Raw genomic sequence first — 18,335 nt, 5'->3', positions numbered from 1 at the left:
CCAGCGCCGCCCGCAACCTGCGACCGAACGCTTGCGGGTAGGCCTCTCGCGCCGCCTTCTCCGCGACTTCCCGCCAGTTGAACCGCGCGGTATACTGCGGCGGACTCTGCAGGATCAGCCCGACCACCGCCAGCGTCGCGTTGCCCGCAACCTCCGACCGCCGATAGACGTGCTTTGCCAACGTCGAATTCGGATCGGGCACGAAATAGCTGACCTTGCGCCGCGCCCGCTTGGCCGACGCCGCCGTGGTGTTCGCCCTGCTGTCCCGCTGCGCCCCGAGGTTCGACAGGATCACGTTGAGTTCGCCGCGACTCCAGTTTCCCCAGGCGTCGCGACGCGCAGCGGCAGCAGGCACCACCGCGGCCAGCGAAAACTCGCCCCGGTGCACTCCCTCGATGTTTTCCTCGAAGCGCTTTTTCGGCCGCTGGCCGCCGCGCTCCTGAACCGACAGATAGTGCCCGCGCAACATCTCCTTCGTCTCGATCGCCGCGGTCTGGTTCACCTTCGTCGCCGGGCGCACCTGGAACGCGTTCAGCGTGAACGGCGTCGGCCGGTCGAACACCCTGGCAATCTCTCCCCGCACCGCGTTGCGCGCGGCGAAGGCGGCATCGGTCAGGGCGCGCGCGGTCGCGAAGGGGAGCTGGCGGATCGTCCTGCGCTCCCACTCAGCCGCAACGCTCATGGCGTTGTCGCGTATCTGCAGCATGACGGCTCCGGAAACGGCAGTGCCCGGCGCCTTTCGGCCTCCGGGCACAGTTCCTCAGGATAGCGATGTCCTGCCACGAGGCGGACCTTTCGTCAACCCCCATCTTGTGGCCCCCGGCCCGGCAACCCCGCAATCCTGTCCAGTGCCCCCGCCAGTGCCTCTCGCAAAGCGCGACGGTACGACCCCTTGGGGGGCCAGCCTGCGCGCCGCAGGATCGCCGACAGCGTCAGCCCGCCGATTGCAACCTGGTCGAGCGCCGCGACCGTCAGCACCCGGCGCCCAGCATCGGCCCAGCGGCGCGTCGGGGCCAGCGCGGCGCCCGGCCCCACGGCGGCGCGGGCGCGGCGCAACCAGTCGGCCTCGGCCAGCAGCGCCTCGGACGCGCCTCCGCGCCCGACACCGCCGCCCCCTGCCCGCACCTCCATGCTGGCACAGCGCATCCCGCCCGCTTCCAGGCGCTCGGCAACTGCCGCGTAACGCCTGGCGGCGGCGACCTGGTGGGCCTCGAACGGCGGCCGGAAGGCCTCGGCCGCGCCGCCTGCGGCCCGGTGGCGTTCGGCCGCGGCGGCGGGCCATGCGATCCCAGACATCCGCGGTGACGACGACGTGGCGGCCCTGGTAGCCGTCGGGCGCGGTGCGGCCCGTGGCGGCAGAGACGACGCGCTGGGGCGCGAACACCCGGAACGCGCGGGCGGGGGCCACCGGCACCTCGGGCCCGCAACTGTCGGGCGGGGTGGCGGCGGCGCGCGCGGCGGTCAGCATCAGCGCCTCGGCCAAGGCGACGACGCGCGCCCGCTCGCCCGGTGTCAGGGGGCGGCCGGCCTGCGCCGCGGCGAAGGCAAGCGCGGCGGTGCGGGGGTCGGTCATGGCTGCACCTCCGGCACTGCGGGGCCCGGCACGACCGCGCAAAGAGCCTCCAGAACCAGTTCCCTCCCGCGCCAATCGCAGGCCGCGGGAGGCATCAGCAGCTTTGCCCTCGCACGGGCCTCGGCCACCGACAGGCCGCAACGCCCGGCCAGATGAGGCCAATCCGTGGTGAACTGAATCGCGCCGCGGCAGATCAGCAAATCTTCGGGCCGCAGCACAATCCCCGCAGCCCGCAACCGCTCGACCCAGCGCGCGGCGGCGGCGGCGGTGCAAATGCCGCCCGACGGCGGGCGAACCCCGTCGCGCCGCCGCGCTTCTGCCGCCTGCAGGGGATCGACCCGGCCGCCGGATGCGGAGAATCCGAGCCGGCGCAACTCGGCAATCACCTCGAGCTTCTGCTCCGGCGTCATCCCGTCGCGCCAGCGCGTGCCGGCGATGCGCCGGTACAGCGTCTCCGGCTCATCCTCCAGCCCGAACAGGCCGAGGTCGCGGAGAAACGCCTCAAGCGGGTCGTCCGGATCCTCGACCGGCGCCGTTCGGGGGCCGCCTTGCTCGGCCACAGCCGCCGCCACAAGCCGCGCCTTGATGCACCACAGGATTTCGTACATCGTGTCGTACGTCATCACATCGTCTTCCATCACGCGCGGCAGGTCGACCGCGCCGATGGCGACGAGCACATCAAGCCACCGGGCATCCGCCTGCACGCGCGCCTCAAGGGCCCTCAGCCGCCGGTCGAGAAGTTCCAGCACGGCGGCCGCTGCGGGCTGGGCTTCGCGCGGGTGGGTCATAGCAGGGTCTCCTGTTGCGGGGCGGGCGGGGGGGCAAGTAGGTCGAGGCGGGCCTGCGCGGCCTCCTTGCGCACCCGCTCGCAGGCGATGTCGAAGTATCCGGGGTCGAGTTCGATCCCGATTCCCTGCTGGCCGAGGCGCTGGCAGGCGACGAGGGTTGTGCCGCTGCCCATGAACGGGTCTAGGATGGTGCGGGCGTTCGGCAGAAAGCCGAGGCACCATAGCATCAGGGCGACGGGCTTCTGGGTGGGGTGGTGGCGGTCGCGCTCTTTCGCCATCAGACCGTTGCCACTCCAGGTGAACTGCTTGACGGCATGGCCGGGCAAGCTGGTCCACGCTAGTTCGCCGTCGCCATAGCTGGGCATCGTCTGGCACTTGTCCCAGAACAGCCACTTTCCTTGCGGTGGCAGCAGGTCGGCAAAGAACTGGCCGCCCCAGATAATGGCGTGGTCGGCGAGGCTGCACATGGCCGTGATGGTTTCGGGCGCAGGACGATCACCGTCCCACTCCGATTGATACCGTGCAAGGAAGCGGACGGGGTAGAACCCACTGCCCCCGCCCCCCATCCCCCTATCCCGCTTGATGCCAAATGGCGGATCAGTCACCACCGCGCCCACCTTCGGCAGCACCGACATGATCTCGCGGCAGTCCCCTTGCAGCAGGAGTTGCCCGCCGATGCGCTCGGCGCGCTGCCACGGGCCACCAGCGGCGAGGATGGCGTCGAGGTCGGTCATTCAGCGGCTTCGCTCTGGAACGCGGCCCGTCCACCCGCAGGCGGCGCAGGCAACGGGGCTCATGGCGTCACCTCGATCCACCCGGCCTGGTGCGTCCACTCGAACCACCTGACCGGCAGGCCGTAGAGCTCCGCCCATGCAAGTTCCATCCTGAGGCCTTCACTGTTCTGCCATCCGGTCAGCTTGAGCACGGCGAGGGCATCGGACTGACGCAGCTCGCGCTCGTTGATTCCGGCCCATGTCGCGGCGTCGGTGGGCAAGTTGTGGCTGGCGGCGATAACGTGCCAGTGGACGATGGGGCTGTATGGGTGCCAGCCGCGGCGGAACGCGCAGGCGCAGAACCAGAGGGCGGCGTGATAGGCGTCGTCCTCTTGCCCGGTGTAGGGATGGGCGACGTAAAGGCGGGGGGTCATGCCCGCGCCTCGCCAGCTCCATCCTGGGTCGCCCGCCAGCATGCGAACCGGCCGCGGTGATGGCATTCGGCCATCCCGGCGATCTTGAGGTCTGCGAGGTCTCTTTTGATCATGTCGTGCGTTTCGCGCGTCATCTCAGCCAGACGGGCGGCGTTTGTGTCCGGGCAGCGAACCAGAGCGGCAAGAAGTTTGGCGCGGCGCTTTTGCACCATGGCGGCCTTCGCTTCCGGTTCCTCGAACGTCTGCGACGCCAGCGCCCATGTCAGGACGCGGCACGAGTGGCCTTTGTGAATGCTGCGCCTTGCAAGCCGCCCGGCTTCGACCAGCCCGGCGAGGGCTTCCTTGGCCTCGGCCTCGGATGCGGGGATGTCGCGCTGTCGCAAGCGCACCATCACGTCGCCGATGGTGCGTTCCTTTTTGTCTGTCATGATTGCGGCGATGGTGTCGATCAAGCTCATGGGCGGTCCTCAGAAGGGGATTTCGTCGTCGATCTCTGGCGCAGCCGGGGGCGCATGACGCGGCGGGGCTTCGTCTCGCCCGCCCTCGGGTTGCCGACCGTCGAGCAGCACCAGCGACCCGACGTAGGCCCGCAGGACAACCTCGGTGCTGTATCGGTCGGCCCCGGACTGGTCCTGCCACTTCCGGGTCTCAAGCTGGCCCTCGATGTAGACCTTGGAGCCCTTGCGAAGATACTTCTCGGCGATGCGCACGAGGTTTTCGTTGTAGATTGCCACCGAGTGCCATTCGGTGCGCTCCTTGCGCTCGCCGCTGGCCTTGTCCTCCCATGCCTCGGACGTGGCGAGGCGCAGGTTGCAGACCTTGTTGCCGGAGGGAAAGCTGCGCACCTCGGGGTCGCGGCCGAGGTTGCCGATCAGGATGACCTTGTTGACGCTGCCTGCCATCAGCGCACCGTCTTTCGCGTTCCCGCGTATCTCTCTTCCTTCATCCGTCTCTCTCCTGATCTCTGTCGTCTGCTGGATGGTGAGCGTTGTTGTCAGGGCTTAGGACGACCAGTCCCGGCGGTTGCCGAGGTTGGTCCCCATGCCCTGAGCGATCCTGCTGGCCGGAGCCGCGCCGCCGCCTTGGGCCCTGCCGTGGCACACCGCCCGGACAGGTTGACCGCTACTTGCGGGGGTGGTGTCCCCCGGGGGCCGCGCTTCGGTCTTTCGGACTGCGCTTTGCCTTGGCCCCGCCCCGTGGTCGGCTCGCCCTGCGTGATGCCACCGTCTGCCCTCTCGGGCTACACCGTCCACCATGCAGGCCCCGCTGGTATTCGGCGCGCGGATCGCCGTGTGCCTTATGCCGGCCTGACCTCCCGCAGCAACATCGCCACCTCGCGCAGCCCGTGCGCCTGGTGGTGATCGTTCCAGTCGCCGCGCTCGGGCGGCATTACCCACGCACAGCCGGATCGCCGGGCGAAGAACTCGCCCGTGCCCATCCCGCCGAACTGCGGCAGCGGCTTGTCGTTGTCCGCGGCGATGAGCGCGCCCGGGTGCGCGCGGGCCACGCTCTCGACGTTGCTCGCCGAGAAGGCGCACAGCACCGTCGCCGAGCGGCCCAAGAGGCGCAGGGCGGCCCTGACGCTGAGGGCGGTGGCGATGCCCTCGCAGACCCACGTCTCGTGCCCGGTGGCGATCCTGTGTGAACTGCCCAGCATCCGGCCGCCGTAGAGGTTCTTCTTGGCGCCGGCCGCGTCGATCAGCTGCAGCGTCGTCAGCTCGCGCCCGATCCGGCCCGGCACGATCAGGAGCGGGCTGGCCTTGGGGATCGACGCGGCCACGGCGCGGCCGTGCGGCGTGTCGGGGACGCAGGCCAGGGGCGCGTTGGTCACCAGGCCGACCTCGGCCGGGAAGCCCTTGCGCTCGAGATAGGGATGCGGCTCCTGCACGGCGGCCTTGAGGATGCGCGCGCAGATCGCCGCGGTCTCGCGCCGCTCGGCCTCGATGCGCCGATCATGCTCGGGGTCGCGGCGCATGGCAGGTGGCGCGGCACCGGCGGGCCCGTCCGCGGTGAACCGCACATGCTGGCCGGTGACGTGGTTCCACGCCACGCCGCTGCGGCCGTCGACGGCCACCAGCACGCGCCCGCTGGTGTTGGACGCGGCCTTGCCCCCGACCGGGCAGGGCGTCCACCGCCCCGGCACCGGATCGCGGCGGGGCGGCAGGATGCCAACGGCGGCGCAGGCGTCGCGCATGGCGGCGTCGAGGCTCATGCCGCCCTCCGCTGCTTGCGGAACCGGCGCACCTCGCGGTCGATCACGCCATAGGCGTCGTCGCGCCACATCGCGGGCACCGGGGCGTTGTACCAGCCCTGCGGCAGCTTCGCGCCGGGATAGATGCCGCGCCACGCGCCGTAGGCCCAGCGCCGGGCCTTCTCGCCGTCAGTCTGCCGTTGACTGGTGTAGGCCAGCGCCGCCTCCCACAGCGCGCGCGGGTCGGCCAACACCGCCGCCCGCAGGCCGTCGCGGGGCTTGAGGCCGCGCGTCTCGGCGTCGAACGCCACCAGCGCGCCGTCGACGGCCACAATGCCGGAACGGGCGGGCCGCTCCCAGCCGCAGGCGAGGCAGGTGTTGCCCCGCAGGGCGCCGCTGCATTCGGGGCACACCGCCTTGGCGCGCGTCTGCTCGTCGCGCTTGCGGGGCGTCGCGTCGCGCTTCTGCGCCTCGCTCAGTGCCCCCGCACCCTCCGCCCAGACATTAAACATGTCGGCGGCGAACCGCTCGACGTTGCCGCAGTGATCGAGCCAGAGCGCCTTGTCCTTGCCCGGCGCCGGCCGCATGATGCGCCCGATCTCCTGCATGTGGCTGCTCAGGCTCTTGCGATAGGGGCGGCAAGCGATGCCGACGAGGCAATCCCGGACATCGAATCCCTTGGTGAGCACCCCGCAGGACACGAGACCCATGATCACGCTATCCGGCCGACGAAACTCGGCGATCTTCTCGGCCCGCTCGGTATCGCTGCGGTCGAGATAGCTGACCTGCTGGAAGTTGTGGCCGGCGGCGGCGAAGGCGGCGCAGAGTTCGCGCCCGTGCTCGACCGTCGGCGAGAATACGATGGTCTTCGCCGGCCCGCCGAAGTGCTCGCGGACCTTGCGCTCCCATTCAAGCACCACATCGCCGATGATCCTGATGCCGGCCTCGGTGGCGCTGGCGTTCGAGAACTCGCCGTAGCTGTTCAGGGCGAGTTCCGCATCTTCCGGCGACCGTGCGACATAGATCGTGGGCTCGACGAGGTGCCCGTCCTCGATCAGCAGGCGGGTGGACCGGACATTGACGATCCCGTTCCAGTCCTGCCCCATGCCCTGGGTGAACGGCGTTGCGGTCAGGCCCACGCACACCGCTTCGGGATGCGCGTCCATCAGGGCGAGCGTGCCCTTGTGCCGGCAATGGGCTTCGTCGACAACGATCAGCGAGGGGCGGCGCGGCAGGCTGCGGCGGGCAAGCGTCTGCGCGCTGCACACCTGCACGTTCTCGAATGGCGCCCAGCGGGGGTGATCGCCCTGCACAACCCCGTGCCGCAGGCCGTAGTCGGTGAGCACCGCGCTCGTCTGGTCGACCAGCGCCACGCGGTCGACGACGAACAGGCTGTAGCTGCCCTTGCGGTCGGCCTCGGCCAGCAGCTTGGCGGCGATTACGGTCTTGCCCGCCCCGGTGCCGGCGCAGAGGATGACGCGGCGCCGCCCGGCCCGGACCTGCGCGCGCAGCCCGTCGATGGCGTCGGCCTGGTAGGGGCGCAGGATCATCTCGCGCGGGGCGGCGAAGGTCAGCACTCACCGCCCTCCGCATAGGCGTCGCGCTCGGCCTCGGCCCGCGGCTGCCCGCCGGCGTATTCCCGAATGGCTGCCCGTTCCTCGAATGCGTCGTGCTCGGGCCAGACTTCGGCCACGACGCGGCGCCAGTTGGCTCGCAGCCATGCGACGTGGGCATCGGTGAGCCGCCCGCGGCGCAGGGCGAAGCGCCACCGGTCGCGGATGACCTCGCCGCCGTTTGCGCGGATGCGGTCGAGGATCATGCGGCGCCGTCCATGGGGATGATCTGCGCGTCGCGCTCGGCCAGCAGCTTGTCGCGCTCGCGCTCAATCGCGTTGGCGCGGCGCGTCTCGCGGGCAAGCTGGGCCTGAACCTCTGCCAGCCTGCCCTTCTGGCGGCGCACCTCGTCCAGCAGCCTCGTGACCTTGGCGCCCATGTCGTCGCCCTCACCAATGGCGGCGAGGTCGGCCTTGAGTTCTTCGGCGCGCCGCTCGGCTTCCCACCGCTTCAACCTCTCCTCGGCCAGGTCGGCGCGCAGGCCGAGGATGTCGTCCACCAGCGCTTCGGGCGTCAGCTTGGCAAGCTCGCGCCGCAGCTTGGCCTCGACCTGGTCGATGGGCTCGGCCGGGGGCTCGTCATCGGCGGGGGGCGGCAGGGATGCCTTGGCCGCGCGCATTGCCTTGGCCTTCTCGCGAACCGCCGGCGGCCCGGCGGCGACCACTGCGGCCTGTTCCTCGCGGGGCAAGCCGGCGACTGCGGCGGCGGCTGAAACGGCCACCTTGCCCGTCTCCACAGCCTGCGCAAGCTCCGGCGTGCCGTCCTGTTGCACCTTGCGAGCCGCCTTGACGCTCCGCTCTGAAACTGAAAGCATTTCAGCGGCTTGCGTCACCGTGACTGCCGGCGGCTCTCCAAGGTGCAAATTTGCCCCTTGGGAGAAACGATCCGCGCCGCCGTGCGCCATGTTGGCGATCTTCGCCGCCACCGTCGCGCGCTGGCTCTCGGTCAGGTGCCGCCGGTGCAGGTTCTGCGAGAGCACATAGGCCAGCGCTTCGGCCGGCGTGCCCTCGAAGTCGGCCACCGGAAAGTCAAGGCCGAGGTCGCGCGCCGCCATGTAGCGGTTGCGGCCGTCGAGAATGCGGCCCTGGAAAAGGACGACGGGTTCACGGACGCCGAATGCGGCAATGTCAGCCCTGAGACCGTCCTGCGCAGCGGCGTCGAGCATAGGGAACAGGTTGGCATAGTCGTGCCAGAGGCAGGGCAGGGCCTTTTCGCGGCGGTGGCTCCGAAGTGGCTTCATGTTTCCCTCACAGCAACACCCTGCGCGGCCAGGATGGCCCGCTTGAGCCGGTATTCCGGGGTCGGGTGCCCCTTGGCGTCCTCGACCACTTCGGCCCACCCAAGGCGACAATCCTCGTAGACGAAATCGGCGACGTAGGTCCGGGGCCGCCCGGTGTCGGTCAGGATCGGCCCGTCACGCCCGATGAGGCGGATCGCCACCTGCCGCCGCAGCGCGCGAATGTCGCCGGCCCGTTCCAGCAGCCGCAATTCTGCCCACCGGCGAGCCTCGCGCGTGCTGGCGAAGCGGATGCCGTCGACCGTGACAGGGACCGCGCCAAACTTGTTCATGCGCGGGCCTTCGCAATTTCGGCCGTGCGGCGCGCGATGGCGGCCAGCACCTCGTCTTTCCACGCGCCGCCCGGGTAGGTGCGGACAGCATCGCGGTAGGCGGGCAGGATCGCCGCATCGGCGCTGGCGACGAAGGCAAGGGCGGCCGCCGGGTCGGTCATTCTGCGGCCTCGCGCCGCTTCCCGCGTTCGGCCATGTCCATCAGCGCCACTTCCCGCGCTTCCGCGCATGGCACGCCGTCGTCCCGCGCGGCGGCAAATACCAGTACCGCATCGTCGTCCAGATCAATCATGAGCGCTTGTTCGCGCCGTATGTAATGCGCCCGCACTGCCTCGCGCCGCTTCCCGCGTTCGGCCATGTCCATCAGCGCCACTTCCCGCGCTTCCGCGCATGGCACGCCGTCGTCCCGCGCGGCGGCAAATACCAGTACCGCATCGTCGTCCAGATCAATCATGAGCGCTTGTTCGCGCCGTATGTAATGCGCCCGCACTGCCTCGGCCTGCCGCTTCCGGAACGCCGGGTCTTGCCACACCGCCCGCACTGCCTCGGCCTGCCGCTTCCGGAACGCCGGGTCTTGCCACACCGCCCGCACTGCCTCGGCCTGCCGCTTCCGGAACGCCGGGTCTTGCCACACCGCCCGCACTGCCTCGGCCTGCCGCTTCCGGAACGCCGGGTCTTGCCACACCGCCCGCACTGCCTCGGCCTGCCGCTTCCGGAACGCCGGGTCTTGCCACCGCTCGGCCAGATGCGCCCGCACTGCCTCGGCCTGCCGCTCCCGGAACGCCGGGTCTTGCCACCGCTCGGCCAGATGCGCCCGCACTGCCTCGGCCTGCCGCTCCCGGAACGCCGGGTCAGCGCTTTTGGCCCTCATGTGGCACCGGCGGCATCGCGCGCTCTTGGCGGCGATAGGCGCGCCGCAGTCCGGGCATGTCTTCCGCTCGCGGCGGCCGATCTCGACTGCGATCCTGTCGGCCAGCGCCCGCAAGGCCGGCAGGTCAAGCCCGCAGATCAGCGGAAAATGGCCCCGCTCGGTCATGCCGTCACCTCAAAAGCCCCCCGACGCGCTGGGGGCACGCCGGGGGCAGTTGAGGAAGGGCCGCCATGCGCGGGGCTTCCGGCGGCACGCCGCCCCGCATGGCGTTCCACGGGTGGGAGGCACCCGCCGCCGGAATGGGTGGACGAGGTCATGCGGCGTCACCGTCGGCTAGCGGATCGCCGGTGTTGATGAAGTGTCGCACCCGCTCGACCGTGCGGCTGCGCAGTTCGCGGCCTTCCTCGATGTCGAACACAAGGCGGGGGTCGCGCACGGCCGCCAGCCCGAAGGCCGATCGCGTCATGTTCTGTCGCGCGCAATATGCGGCGATGTCGGAGAGCAGGTCGGGGTGAACGATCTTCGTCATGCCCCGAAGTTAGGATATTTCCAAGCGGCGCGCAACTGGAAACTTCCTAGTCGCGCCCCCATGTCTGGCTAGGATAACCCCAAGCCATGGAACGGGACGCCCTCACAATGCTCGTTGCGCGCAATATCGAGGCGATCATGACCCGGAAGGGCACGAATGCCGCTGAGGTTGCGCGCCATCTGGGCACGAACCCGACGCTTGTCTATGACATCCTGTCCGGGAAAAGTCGCAACCCGCGCCTCGACACGCTGCACAAGATCGCGGTCAAGGGCCTTGGCGTGCCCGTCAGTGCGCTACTGTATGAGCCGACGGATCAAGAGCTAGACCAAGAGCTGGTGCAGGCATTTGCGAGCCTGCCGCCGGCTGATCGGACGCGGCTTCTGGCCATGATCCGGGCGTACGTCCAGCAGCTAGGGCCTGCCTGACAAGGGCCAGCAGCGTCAGCTTCTGAACCCTGGTCAGCGCGTCCAGCGCGGCGACAAGCTGGCAAACATCTTCCTCTGATCTGTTCACGTTATACCTCCAAGGCAAGCCCACCTTGCCACGGTCCCGGCCGGGATCAAAATAGGACGTTTCCAAAAGTACCGCTTGACCGTTGGAAAAATCCAATCCATAGTCCCCTCAAGCGCCACCCCGGCGCAGGAGGGATGACGATGAAGCTGACCGCCCTGACCATCGGCCCCGCCAACAGGTACATGCCCATCGGCCGGGACAACCCGCTGCGGGCTGTGGTGACGCTGGCGTCCGGAAACTCGACCGTGGAATGCGTGCTCTCGGATGAGGCCACGCGCAGGATGCTGGACCTCTGCGCCCACGAAATCGCCCGCGCCGCCGAACGGCAGGTGCGCGATTTCGTCGCCGCCGTGACCGCCATCGACGCCGGCGCCGGCGCCGCGCTGATCGGGGCGGCGTGATGCACCCCGCTCTCACCGACCCCGCAGCCGGGCACGCCAACCTGATCGCCGCCCTTGCTGCTGCGCAGATGCAGATGGGCAGGGCGCTCAAGTCGGCGACGAACCCGCACTTCAAGACGAGGTATGCCGATCTGGCCGAGGTCATGGACGCCTGCATGGGCGCGCTGAACGCCAACGGCATCGCGGTCATGCAGCCTGTTACCGAGCGCGAGGGGCAGCGGTTCGTCACCACGATTCTCGCGCATGAAAGCGGCGACCGGGCCGAGTGCGCGATTCCGCTGATCGTGCAGAAAAACGACATGCAGGGGCTTGGCGGCGCGATCACCTACGCGCGCCGCTACGGGCTGATGTGCATGGCCGGGATCGCCCCGGAGGATGACGACGGCAACACCGCCGCAGCCGCCGCGCCGCCCCCGCGCCAGACGCCCGGCCCGCACCCCGCCATTGCTGCGCTGGACGCCGCCCCGACGCTGGACGCGCTGGCAGCTGTCTGGACAGGGCTCACCCCCGAGGCCCGCAAGGCGCCGGGGGTGGCCGAAGCCAAGGACGCCCGCAAGGCCGCTCTTGCCAGACCGCCGGTCGGCACGGTGCTGCCCGATGATGAGATCCCGTACAAGGAGTGTTCGCCATGAGGCTTGATCCTGCCTTCCTCGCCGGGTTGGCTGCGGAAATCCGCAGCTACCTTGGAGACGACGACGAAGCCGCCTTCCTCGACACGCTGGACGGCGAGACTGACGCTCTGGACATTGCAGACGAGCTCATTGTGCGGGCGCTGGAAGCCGATGCTCTGGCAGAGGCCGCGCGGGCGCAGGCGCGCGATCTATCGGCGCGTGCGGGCCGCATGGACGCGCGCAGCGCCGCCATTCGCGCTCAGATGCTGGCGCTGATCGACGCCATGGGCGTTCGCAAGCTGGAGCGCCCCCGGGCCACGCTGTCGCGCCGCACGGGCACAGTTTCTGTGCGCATTGTGGACGAGGCCGAAGTGCCGACGCAGCTTTGCCGCGTCGAGCGCGTGCCTGACAAGACGGCCATCAAGCGCGCCCTTGAGGCTGGCGAGAATGTCCCGGGCGCAGAACTCGGCCGCGGCCCGGATGGCGTCACGTTGCGGGTTGCGTGATGCCCACCCGCGTCCTGCGCCACCCGGCCCATATCGACGCGCTGGCCCGGCTGCTGTCTGCCGCCCGGCTGCCCGTCACCGTGTCGTGGGTTGCGGGGGCCACCCGGTCCAGCGCGCAGAACCGCCTGTCGCATCGCTGGTATGACGACATCGCCCGCCAGATGGGCGACCGCACCACGGACGAGGCCCGGGCGGAGTGCAAGCTCGGCTTCGGCGTGCCCATCCTCTGCAGCGAGAACGAGGCGTTCCTGCTGTCCTGGGCGCAGACCTTCGGCGCGCTGCCCTACGGCGCCCGGCTTGCGGCGGTGCGCACCATCGACCCGCCGGTTACCCGGCTGATGACCGTGGCGCAGATGACGGCCTACCTCGACGCCGTACAGCGGCACTGGACCGCCGCGGGCGTGCGACTGACCGACCCTGATGCCCTGAAATGCGAGGAAGAGTTCAGATGAAACACCACCGCCCCGCCGCCGACCACGAGATGGACGTCGAGTTCTGTGCGAGCGGTCCTGCAGTATTCCTGATCAGCCCGTTCTGGATCGCTGGCGAGGGATGGGAGGGCGAATGCACGCTCGCCAACATAACGCTCAACGGACAGGCCCGCTCGCGCGAGTGGTGCACCGATGCGCTCGGTGAGCCCGCGGTCGCGGATTGGGAGGATCGCGTGTGGACCGCGTGGGTGGAGGCGCACCCGTGATCCGCGCTGCCCTCGTCCTGTCCATCGCCGTCGCCCTGCCGGCGTTTCTGACAACTCAAGCCTTCCCGCGCATCGCGTGGGAAATCCTTCACGCAAACGAGGTGCCGAGATGGACTGCATCATGCGCCGCGATCCGCGGTCGAGCCTCAACGCGCTGATCGAAGCGCTGCTTGGGGGTCTGCGATGAAATCTGACCCCACGATACCCCTCACCCCCTACGGCGCCCGGCTGGTGCTGGACACGCCGCACGCGGGCTGGACGGAAGAGACGCTTTTCGAGGCCCGGCGGGTGCTTTCCGAGGCCGAGGCCGGGCCTCTCACGGCCAGGCATCTGGACATGGAACCGGCCGAAACCGCGCCGGACGATCCGTCCAACCTCGGCCGGTTTGCGGAGTGTTTCGAGGTGATGCACGGCCGTGAAGATGATGCCCGCCTCGGCCGCTGGCTCGTGGGCGCCGCCGTCGCCGGCGCGCTGCTGATCGGGCTTACCGCCTGGCTGACCTACCCCGCCGCGGGGCACGAGGCGCCCGCGGGGTGGAGCTACGACAATGCCTGCATCTCGCCCCACACCGGGCGGCTGCTCTGCGTCTGCGAGCCGGAGCGGCTGGGATGAGTCTGCGCGTCCTGATCGGCTGCGAGACGTCGGGCGTGTTCCGCCGGGCGTTTGCCGCGCGGGGGTTCGAGGCGTGGTCCTGCGACCTCGAGCCTGCCGAGGACGGCAGCAACCGGCACATCCGGGCCGACGTGCGGGACCATCTCGCGGACGGGTGGGACGCGCTCGTCGTGCTGCACCCGCCCTGCACCCGGCTTTGCAACTCCGGCGTGCGCTGGCTGCACAGGCCGCCCCCGGGGCGCACGCTGGCCGAGATGTGGGCCGAACTGGACGAGGGCGCCGCGCTGTTCACCGCCTGCTGGCAGGCCCCGGTGCCGCTGCGGGCAATCGAAAACCCGGTGATGCACCGCCACGCCCGGCAACGGCTGCCCGCCGACCTGCCGCAGCCGCAGATCGTGCAGCCGTGGTGGTTTGGGGACCGGGCAAAGAAGGCGACCGGCTGGTATCTCGCGGGGCTGCCGCCGCTCGCCGCGACCAGGCGGCTGACGCTGCCCCCGGCCGGCAGCGCCGAGGCGCGCGAGTGGGAGAGGATCCACCGCATGCCGCCCGGCCCCGACCGCGCCCGGCTGCGCAGCCGCAGTTTCCCCGGGATGGCCGCCGCCGCCGCGGCTCAGTGGGGCGACCATGCCCGCGCGATCCTGCGCGATGCCGACACGAGGGAGACCGCCGAATGACCCCCATCCACACCCCCTACGACCCCGAGCAGGTAGCCGGCGAGTTCGGCTGGCTCTGGCTGGACGACGGCCCGATGGGCCCGGAATGGCACCTCGTCCAGACCTACGTCGAGACCGACGACGAGCTGACCACCTGGTTCTCGGGCGACGGCGACGGCCACGAGAGCACCTGCGCCCCGGCCGACAGCTACCGCGGCCTGCCCTACCTGTCCGCCACCGCCCCCACCTGCACCCCGGGCGAGGTCGACCGGCTCGAGGTCACCGTCCGTTTCGCCGACGGCGCCAGCTTCGGCCACGCCTTCGGCGACGCCGAGCAGGCCGGGCGCATCGAGGCCGCGCTGTCGTGGCTGCTGTCGCCCGGCGACGCCCGCCCGCGGGCCGCCGTCGACGTGCTGGCCGAGCGCCGCCGCCAGGTTGAGGCCGAGGGGTTCACGGCCGAGCACGACGACGCGCACATCCGGGGCGAGCTGGGCGCCGCCGCGGCCTGCTACGCGGTGCCGTCGCGCGCGAGAGACGCCGCGTTCGACTCTCACTGGCCGGAGACGTGGGACAAAAGCTGGTGGAAGCCTGCCGGAGCCGCCAGCGACCTCACCGCCCGCCGCCGCGACCTCGTGACGGCGGGGGCGCTGATCCTCGCCGAGATCGAGCGGATCGACCGGCTGGCGAAGCCCAATGCCTGACCTCCCCTATGCCTCGGCGATCTCAGGCAAGTCGCGGGAACGCGAAATCCGGGAGATGCTGACCGAGGCGGGCGCAGATGCGGTCGGGTTTATGGTCGACAACGGCCGCGCACCACGCCCGCCGCCTATGAGGCGCGGGCACGCCGGGTTGCGGAGCTTGCGGTCTGGGCGATCCTGCACGACTGGATCAAAGCCCAGGTCGCGCTCATCCTGGGCGGGCTGGCGACGCCCGAGATGGCGTTCCTGCCTCACGTCCATCTGCCTGACGGTCGCCGCGTCTTGGAGGCCCTCAGCGGCCCGGACGGGCGCCTTTCCCTGCCACCACCGGAGAGCCGCAATGCCTGACCGCATCCAGCTTCGCCGCACGAAGGGCTGGCGCCTGCCGCCGGGCGCCCGCGTCGTCACCCGCGTCACGATCTTCGGCAGCCCGTGGGTTGCGGGAGACGGCAACGCATTCTGGTGGCCAGAGACGGGCGCGCGGTGGCTGGGCACCTACCGCGTCCCGCTGCGACTGATGGGCGATTATGACGCCGTCGGGATCTACGGCTCATGGCTGGCGGGGCGAGGCGTGCCCGACGGCGCGCTGCCCGAACGACTGATGCCCAATGGAACGGCCGCCGTGCGGGCGGCTCTCGAAACCCGGCGGCAGGCAATCCTCGCCCGCCTGCCCGAACTGCGGGGGCGCGATCTGGCGTGCTGGTGCCCGCCGGGATGCCCCTGCCACGCCGATGTCCTGTTGGAGCTCGCCAATGGCTGACATTCAAGCCCACCGCCGCTGCGCCGATCTGGCGCGCGAGGTCTGCCCCCACCTGCGCCGGCTGGGAGAGGGGCCCAGCCGCTTCCCCACCCCCGACGCGGTGCTGCGCGCCATCGTCGGCGGCCCCGCCACCGACCGCGACTATGGCCTCGCCCTGAACGGCCGCACGGTCGTCGGCCACCTGAAATTCGCGTGGCGGCGCCCGCCGCCAGACATGAGAGGGATCGCGTGATGCCGATCAGGCCCGAGAACCGCGACCGATACCCGCGCGACTGGCAGGCGATCCGCGCCGCGATCCTGTCGCGCGCCGGGGATCGCTGCGAAGGGAGCCCGCTCTGGCCCGACTGCCGGGCCGAGAACCGGGCGCTGCATCCGATCACAGGCAGCCGCGTGGTGCTGACCATCGCCCACCTCGACCACCGGCCCGAGAACTGCGCGCCCGACAACCTCCGCGCTTGGTGCCAGCGGTGCCACAACGCCTATGACGCCCCGACGCGGGCGCAGAACAGGAAGGCGCGCAATGCCTGACCGCCCCGCCATGAAAGACCTCGCCCCGGGCTTCGCCCGCATTGCGCGCATCGACGCGCAGTCCGAGGCGCTGCTGGCCCGGCGCAATACCGAGATCGACCGCATCCGCACGGAAGGGGCGCGCGTGCTGCGGATCGCGATCAAGCGCGCCGGGCTGGTGCGCGGCGAGACGCTGATCTCGGACGGGCGGTGGCGCATGGGAATCTATCAGGGCACGAGCATTTCGTGGCCGCCGATCCCGCCGCGCATCACGTGGTCGCTGCACGTCCACTACCAGAGCGTCCAGAACGACGGCCGTCCGGGGAAGCGCAGAGAGCGGCACCTGATCTGCCTCGATCACCCCGGCGACATTGCCGGCGAGGTGCGGATCGTCGGCCGGATGGTGAACGGAAAGGCGGTGTGGAATGGCTGACTCACGCGACCGCGGCAAGATGGTGCACCCGAAGCACGGGGCGCCGGCGGGCGGATACCAGCCGGCCCCCGCCCCTCACCAGACGTGCCCGATGGACCACGCCCGTGACGACGTGCTCACCCCCGCCGCAATCGAGCGGATCAAAGCCGAGGTGATGACGCTCGAAACCATCGGCGGCTTGTGGGTTTCGGCCGAGGCGGCGGCGCAGCAACCCGTGGTCGTGGGAGCGAGTCCTCGGGGTCGCACTCCGGCCGCGGCCGGCTAGGCGCGGCGCTGGCGCTGGCGGTCCTGTGGGGGCTGGGATGACCGGCCGCCCCCAGCCATCGGCGGCGCCCCTCTTCCGGGCCATCCGCGGCGGCGGCGGGGCGCGGATTGACGACGATTTCTGCCCCACGCCGCCCGATACCGAGGCGCACGACCAAAATATCGCCGAGCGACAGATTCCCCTTGACGGCGGTATCTCTATGCAATATATCTAGCGCATGGAGCCGGGCAGACGCCCACAACCGGGAGATCCGAAGATGACCAGCTACTGCCTCGCCATCGCCGACGCGACCATCCTGCAGGGGGGCGACATCACCGACTATTTCCCCGGGATTCGGGTCGGGCTTTTCTCCCTCGACGGATCGTACGAGGTGTACCCGGACTACGCGACGATCGGCGATGCCCGCACGGCCGTGTCGCGTGCGTGGCTCGGCGGCGCCAGGTTCGAGCACGAAGGCCATGATTTCATCGAGGACGCATCCGCGACCGTGAATGTCTTTGACGCCGAGACGGGCGCGATCGTCGCGGTGGTCAATCTGACGACCGATGCTCCGGATGACGGGGTCGAGGAGTGCGACCCGGGGAACCCGTGGCTGCGATTGGGGTGGATCGTGGGCAGGGACGAGGACGAGGACGAGGACGAGTGACCCCCGCCGAGTTTGCGCGGGCCCGGCAAGAGCTCGGCCTGCGCAACGCCGATCTGGCGCGGATGCTCGGCCTCTCGGAGGCCCGGGCCGCAACGACGTTCTGGCAGTGGGCGGCGGGACGGCGCCGGATTGACCCCGCCCACGCGCTGCTCATGCGAGCCTACCTGAACGGCTACCGGCCCGCCGACTGGCCGGAAAAGCAAACCGCCACCCGGAAGGAGCGAACGTGACTACCTACTACAACGAGCATGATCCGTGCCGTCGATGCCGGGCGGGCGAACCGCTGGCACCTCGAAGCCGCCGCCCGCGGCGAGCAGGCAGAGTTGCCCGTCCGGCAGAAGTGCGGTGATCGTCCAGGTGCCGGTTTCGGCGTTGCCCCACATCTGCATGACAACGCCGGTTTCGTTGACGCCCTGCCCGACCACGGCCTCGCCGTATTCCCCGGACAGCCATGCCGACATGTCGGCGGCGCCGCCACATTGCTGTTGGGCCGTTGCCGGGGTCGCCAATGCGACCGCGGCGGCGAGAATGGCAGCGCGGGCGATCATCTCGTGCCCCAAAGCCGGAACACGCCGAGCGATCCGATGGTCGCCGCCCCCAATGCGGTCGCCAACGTCTCGATGTGCACGCTCAGGATGCCATCGGCATAGGCCACGCCCCAACCGGCCGCCGCGGCGGGGATCAGGGCGAGCATGCTGGAGAACACATAGGCCAGAATGCGGATATACACGGGATGCATCGGTCTGAGTCCT

The 18,335-nt window shown here is 70.2% G+C and carries 34 protein-coding genes; 17 read left to right on the top strand and 17 right to left on the bottom strand.

Annotated elements, in window-relative coordinates; translation table 11 throughout:
- From IPM60_15200 to IPM60_15130, 15 genes are all read right to left on the bottom strand, one after another.
- A partial coding sequence (locus tag IPM60_15200) for a hypothetical protein (GenBank protein MBK8909175.1) occupies positions 1-706 on the bottom strand: 706 nt, incomplete at its 3' end.
- A gap of 92 nt (positions 707-798) precedes the next feature.
- On the bottom strand, positions 799-1,296 hold the full coding sequence (locus IPM60_15195) for a hypothetical protein (GenBank protein MBK8909174.1): 498 nt from the start codon (positions 1,294-1,296) through the stop codon (positions 799-801).
- Between the two features lie 273 nt (positions 1,297-1,569).
- Positions 1,570-2,361 carry a hypothetical protein gene (locus IPM60_15190; protein ID MBK8909173.1) on the bottom strand — a complete coding sequence of 264 codons (792 nt, stop codon included), beginning with the start codon at positions 2,359-2,361 and terminating at the stop codon, positions 1,570-1,572.
- A complete protein-coding gene (locus tag IPM60_15185) occupies positions 2,358-3,095 on the bottom strand; it encodes a site-specific DNA-methyltransferase (GenBank protein MBK8909172.1) in 738 nt (245 codons plus the stop codon). Before IPM60_15185 ends, IPM60_15190 begins: the two co-directional genes overlap by 4 nt.
- Positions 3,096-3,154: 59 nt before the next feature.
- Entirely contained in the window at positions 3,155-3,508 is a 354-nt protein-coding gene (locus IPM60_15180; protein ID MBK8909171.1) for a DUF1937 family protein, read from the bottom strand.
- Positions 3,505-3,966 (bottom strand): hypothetical protein, encoded by a 462-nt coding sequence (locus IPM60_15175; protein MBK8909170.1) that lies wholly within the window; start codon positions 3,964-3,966, stop codon positions 3,505-3,507. Before IPM60_15175 ends, IPM60_15180 begins: the two co-directional genes overlap by 4 nt.
- Positions 3,967-3,975: 9 nt before the next feature.
- The gene (gene ssb, locus IPM60_15170; GenBank protein ID MBK8909169.1) at positions 3,976-4,410 is read right to left on the bottom strand and encodes a single-stranded DNA-binding protein; all 435 of its coding nucleotides are present in this window, start codon (positions 4,408-4,410) and stop codon (positions 3,976-3,978) included.
- Between the two features lie 395 nt (positions 4,411-4,805).
- Positions 4,806-5,720 (bottom strand): toprim domain-containing protein, encoded by a 915-nt coding sequence (locus tag IPM60_15165; GenBank protein MBK8909168.1) that lies wholly within the window; start codon positions 5,718-5,720, stop codon positions 4,806-4,808.
- Positions 5,717-7,249: a DEAD/DEAH box helicase gene (locus tag IPM60_15160; protein MBK8909167.1), complete on the bottom strand. Its 1,533-nt coding sequence runs from the start codon at positions 7,247-7,249 to the stop codon at positions 5,717-5,719. The genes IPM60_15165 and IPM60_15160 overlap by 4 nt, the downstream gene beginning before the upstream one ends.
- A 20-nt stretch (positions 7,250-7,269) precedes the next feature.
- Complete coding sequence (locus IPM60_15155; GenBank protein ID MBK8909166.1) at positions 7,270-7,518, bottom strand: hypothetical protein; 249 nt, start codon at positions 7,516-7,518, stop codon at positions 7,270-7,272.
- Positions 7,515-8,552 carry a hypothetical protein gene (locus IPM60_15150; GenBank protein ID MBK8909165.1) on the bottom strand — a complete coding sequence of 346 codons (1,038 nt, stop codon included), beginning with the start codon at positions 8,550-8,552 and terminating at the stop codon, positions 7,515-7,517. Before IPM60_15150 ends, IPM60_15155 begins: the two co-directional genes overlap by 4 nt.
- A complete protein-coding gene (locus tag IPM60_15145; protein ID MBK8909164.1) occupies positions 8,549-8,881 on the bottom strand; it encodes a DUF1064 domain-containing protein in 333 nt (110 codons plus the stop codon). The genes IPM60_15150 and IPM60_15145 overlap by 4 nt, the downstream gene beginning before the upstream one ends.
- A complete protein-coding gene (locus tag IPM60_15140; protein ID MBK8909163.1) occupies positions 8,878-9,042 on the bottom strand; it encodes a hypothetical protein in 165 nt (54 codons plus the stop codon). Before IPM60_15140 ends, IPM60_15145 begins: the two co-directional genes overlap by 4 nt.
- Positions 9,039-9,917, bottom strand: coding sequence for a hypothetical protein (locus tag IPM60_15135; protein ID MBK8909162.1), 879 nt, complete (start codon positions 9,915-9,917; stop codon positions 9,039-9,041). The genes IPM60_15140 and IPM60_15135 overlap by 4 nt, the downstream gene beginning before the upstream one ends.
- 148 nt (positions 9,918-10,065) lie before the next feature.
- Positions 10,066-10,281: a hypothetical protein gene (locus tag IPM60_15130; GenBank protein MBK8909161.1), complete on the bottom strand. Its 216-nt coding sequence runs from the start codon at positions 10,279-10,281 to the stop codon at positions 10,066-10,068.
- Positions 10,282-10,367: 86 nt separating this feature from the next.
- On the opposite strand from IPM60_15130, the gene IPM60_15125 reads away from it, so the two are divergent.
- From IPM60_15125 to IPM60_15045, 17 genes are all read left to right on the top strand, one after another.
- On the top strand, positions 10,368-10,706 hold the full coding sequence (locus tag IPM60_15125; protein ID MBK8909160.1) for a helix-turn-helix domain-containing protein: 339 nt from the start codon (positions 10,368-10,370) through the stop codon (positions 10,704-10,706).
- Between the two features lie 228 nt (positions 10,707-10,934).
- A complete protein-coding gene (locus tag IPM60_15120; protein MBK8909159.1) occupies positions 10,935-11,195 on the top strand; it encodes a hypothetical protein in 261 nt (86 codons plus the stop codon).
- Complete coding sequence (locus tag IPM60_15115) at positions 11,192-11,827, top strand: ERF family protein (protein ID MBK8909158.1); 636 nt, start codon at positions 11,192-11,194, stop codon at positions 11,825-11,827. The genes IPM60_15120 and IPM60_15115 overlap by 4 nt, the downstream gene beginning before the upstream one ends.
- Positions 11,824-12,312: a siphovirus Gp157 family protein gene (locus IPM60_15110; protein MBK8909157.1), complete on the top strand. Its 489-nt coding sequence runs from the start codon at positions 11,824-11,826 to the stop codon at positions 12,310-12,312. Before IPM60_15115 ends, IPM60_15110 begins: the two co-directional genes overlap by 4 nt.
- A complete protein-coding gene (locus IPM60_15105) occupies positions 12,312-12,764 on the top strand; it encodes a hypothetical protein (GenBank protein MBK8909156.1) in 453 nt (150 codons plus the stop codon). Before IPM60_15110 ends, IPM60_15105 begins: the two co-directional genes overlap by 1 nt.
- A complete protein-coding gene (locus IPM60_15100) occupies positions 12,761-13,009 on the top strand; it encodes a hypothetical protein (GenBank protein ID MBK8909155.1) in 249 nt (82 codons plus the stop codon). Before IPM60_15105 ends, IPM60_15100 begins: the two co-directional genes overlap by 4 nt.
- A 183-nt stretch (positions 13,010-13,192) precedes the next feature.
- The gene (locus IPM60_15095) at positions 13,193-13,621 is read left to right on the top strand and encodes a hypothetical protein (protein MBK8909154.1); all 429 of its coding nucleotides are present in this window, start codon (positions 13,193-13,195) and stop codon (positions 13,619-13,621) included.
- Positions 13,618-14,295, top strand: coding sequence for a hypothetical protein (locus tag IPM60_15090; GenBank protein MBK8909153.1), 678 nt, complete (start codon positions 13,618-13,620; stop codon positions 14,293-14,295). The genes IPM60_15095 and IPM60_15090 overlap by 4 nt, the downstream gene beginning before the upstream one ends.
- A complete protein-coding gene (locus IPM60_15085) occupies positions 14,292-14,975 on the top strand; it encodes a hypothetical protein (protein ID MBK8909152.1) in 684 nt (227 codons plus the stop codon). The genes IPM60_15090 and IPM60_15085 overlap by 4 nt, the downstream gene beginning before the upstream one ends.
- Positions 14,976-15,312: 337 nt before the next feature.
- Positions 15,313-15,732: a DUF4326 domain-containing protein gene (locus tag IPM60_15080; GenBank protein MBK8909151.1), complete on the top strand. Its 420-nt coding sequence runs from the start codon at positions 15,313-15,315 to the stop codon at positions 15,730-15,732.
- Positions 15,725-15,964 carry a hypothetical protein gene (locus IPM60_15075; GenBank protein MBK8909150.1) on the top strand — a complete coding sequence of 80 codons (240 nt, stop codon included), beginning with the start codon at positions 15,725-15,727 and terminating at the stop codon, positions 15,962-15,964. Before IPM60_15080 ends, IPM60_15075 begins: the two co-directional genes overlap by 8 nt.
- Positions 15,964-16,260, top strand: coding sequence for a hypothetical protein (locus IPM60_15070; protein ID MBK8909149.1), 297 nt, complete (start codon positions 15,964-15,966; stop codon positions 16,258-16,260). Before IPM60_15075 ends, IPM60_15070 begins: the two co-directional genes overlap by 1 nt.
- Entirely contained in the window at positions 16,253-16,672 is a 420-nt protein-coding gene (locus IPM60_15065) for a hypothetical protein (protein ID MBK8909148.1), read from the top strand. Before IPM60_15070 ends, IPM60_15065 begins: the two co-directional genes overlap by 8 nt.
- On the top strand, positions 16,665-16,937 hold the full coding sequence (locus tag IPM60_15060) for a hypothetical protein (GenBank protein MBK8909147.1): 273 nt from the start codon (positions 16,665-16,667) through the stop codon (positions 16,935-16,937). The genes IPM60_15065 and IPM60_15060 overlap by 8 nt, the downstream gene beginning before the upstream one ends.
- A 37-nt stretch (positions 16,938-16,974) precedes the next feature.
- Positions 16,975-17,151 carry a hypothetical protein gene (locus IPM60_15055; protein MBK8909146.1) on the top strand — a complete coding sequence of 59 codons (177 nt, stop codon included), beginning with the start codon at positions 16,975-16,977 and terminating at the stop codon, positions 17,149-17,151.
- A gap of 42 nt (positions 17,152-17,193) precedes the next feature.
- Entirely contained in the window at positions 17,194-17,583 is a 390-nt protein-coding gene (locus IPM60_15050) for a hypothetical protein (GenBank protein ID MBK8909145.1), read from the top strand.
- The gene (locus tag IPM60_15045; protein ID MBK8909144.1) at positions 17,580-17,813 is read left to right on the top strand and encodes a hypothetical protein; all 234 of its coding nucleotides are present in this window, start codon (positions 17,580-17,582) and stop codon (positions 17,811-17,813) included. Before IPM60_15050 ends, IPM60_15045 begins: the two co-directional genes overlap by 4 nt.
- Here the strand turns inward: IPM60_15045 and IPM60_15040 are convergent, their stop codons facing one another.
- Positions 17,814-18,131, bottom strand: a complete 318-nt coding sequence (locus IPM60_15040; GenBank protein MBK8909143.1) for a hypothetical protein — start codon at positions 18,129-18,131, stop codon at positions 17,814-17,816.
- On the bottom strand, positions 18,128-18,322 hold the full coding sequence (locus IPM60_15035; GenBank protein ID MBK8909142.1) for a hypothetical protein: 195 nt from the start codon (positions 18,320-18,322) through the stop codon (positions 18,128-18,130). The genes IPM60_15040 and IPM60_15035 overlap by 4 nt, the downstream gene beginning before the upstream one ends.
- Positions 18,323-18,335: the final 13 nt, after the last annotated feature.

This window comes from Rhodospirillales bacterium (genome assembly GCA_016710335.1).
Classification (GTDB): Bacteria; Pseudomonadota; Alphaproteobacteria; order Rhodospirillales; family Defluviicoccaceae; genus JADJXQ01.
This window is presented reverse-complemented; position numbering and strand designations above follow the sequence as displayed.